The organism is Pseudonocardia sp. Ae505_Ps2 (genome assembly GCF_001932425.1).
GTDB lineage: Bacteria > Actinomycetota > Actinomycetes > Mycobacteriales > Pseudonocardiaceae > Pseudonocardia.
Genome location: NZ_MCIP01000003.1, coordinates 16194 through 17996 on the forward strand (window position 1 = coordinate 16194; position 1803 = coordinate 17996).

The window sequence follows — 1803 nt, forward strand, 5'->3', positions numbered from 1 at the left end:
CCGGAGCGCGTCCGCGTGCCGGACCGCGGCCAGCTCGTCGAGCATGCGGGCCCGCATCGTGTCGTCGTGCGCCACGTGGGAGGCGCGCAGCGCGCGAGCCAGGCGAGCGCGGCGCCACGGCGTGCTGCGCCCGGCCAGCGCCAGGCGGGCAGCGCGGTGGGCGGCCCGATCTCGAGTACGGGCCAGCGCGGTCCGACCATCGTCCGCGAGCCCGATCCTGGACAGGGCCCGCTCCCGCAGCTCCGCCGCGACCCGGGCCCACGTACCGCTCACAGCCGGCCGATGGGCCCGCAGCTCGATCCCGAGCGCGAGATGCAACGCCAGCACGCCGAGCACCGGCCCCAGCGCCACCCTCAGCGCCCCGCCGACCGGGCCGGACAACCACACCGCAGCGACGCCGAGAGCCGCGCAGATGCCCCACGCGAGCCAGCGCGCCGGGCCCGGCTGGCCAGACCGGCGCACCCCCGCCCGCATCGCCACCCCACACGCGATCAGGGCAACTTCCGCGACGAGGAACAACGCCGCGCGCTCCCACATCTGCGTCACGCCGAGCAGGCCGAACGCGCGCCACGAGGTATCGGCGCTGACCAGCAAAGACAGGGCGGAGACGGCATAGAAGCTGCGCGAGCCAGCATCTGCCGAGGTGATCTTCATGAGGGACAGCCTCCGATGCAACTGAGGTATGCGATGCAGCGAGGGTACGTGTTCCGATGTATCCGATGCAAGTGATGTACCCGATGAGAGAGAGGTAGGTGACGTGAGAGAGTGGAAGTTGTGACCGAAGGACGCCTGCTCAGCACCGGTGAGGCAGCTGACGCCTTGGAGATCGACCGCACGACGCTTGCTCGCTGGGCTCGGGCAGGTCGAGTCACTCCGGCGTCGAAGACCATCGGCGGATACCTGCGCTGGGATCTCGCGAAGCTGCGGACCGAGCTTGAGGCGGCAGGAGCAATCACTCCCAGTCGGGAATCGGACTGACTCCGGGTGGTTTGAGCTGGTCATGGCCTCACCGTGGGCCACGTCACGCATCGCTGGGCAGTGGCACGGTGGGTGCCAGTCAAGTTGTCACCCCGTATCACCCCCTGGCATCGGGGAGACTTGAGAGCGCCGTCGCTGCGAGCTGGGAAGGGGACCACGGGGCATGGACGAACTTCCGGCGTGGGCTAGTCGCATCCGCGCCGAGCGGAACGCGCGCCGCTGGTCTCAACGGGATCTAGCTCGGGCGATGAGTGCTCATGCCGAGGTGCCGACTGATGACGAGCCGGGTCGAAAGCTGGACATCGAGAATGTCCGCCGACGCCTGATTGATTGGGAAAAAGGCCGAAACGCGCCAGATCGATACCATCAGGCATTGATCGCGCGGTCATTCAATACTGTCACCGCGGCGTTTTTTCCGGAACAGGAGCGGGCCAGGCGTGAGGCAGAACTAGCCGAGTCGCACGGACAAGATACGTTTACGATTGTTCAGCGACTTCAGCGGTCTGATATAGACGGCGCTACGCTCGACGCGCTAAGAATCACGATCGATCAACTATGCTGTGACTATGCGACAGTTCCGAGTCGACAACTAGTTGACCAGGGACACCGATGGCTACATCACGTCTCTGGCATGCTGGCTGGCTCGTTGACCCTGAGCCAGCACAGAGAGGCAATGGTGCTCGCGGGTTGGCTGGCACTATTGGTGGGTTGCGTCGAGTGGGACATGGGGCGCGCAGCAGATGCGGAAAAAACGCGTCGGGCTGCATTGTCCCTGGCAAGAGAAGCTGAAAACGCGGAGCTTGCCGGGTGGGCCCATGAGATGAA

The 1803-nt window shown here is 66.1% G+C and carries 2 pseudogenes; one reads left to right on the forward strand and one right to left on the reverse strand.

From position 1 onward, the window contains the following. Positions 1–654: pseudogene (locus Ae505Ps2_RS31550) on the reverse strand (hypothetical protein); the annotation flags it as partial. A gap of 487 nt (positions 655–1141) precedes the next feature. Between Ae505Ps2_RS31550 and Ae505Ps2_RS32900 the strand changes: the two are divergent. Then, positions 1142–1803, forward strand: a pseudogene (locus tag Ae505Ps2_RS32900) (hypothetical protein); the annotation flags it as partial.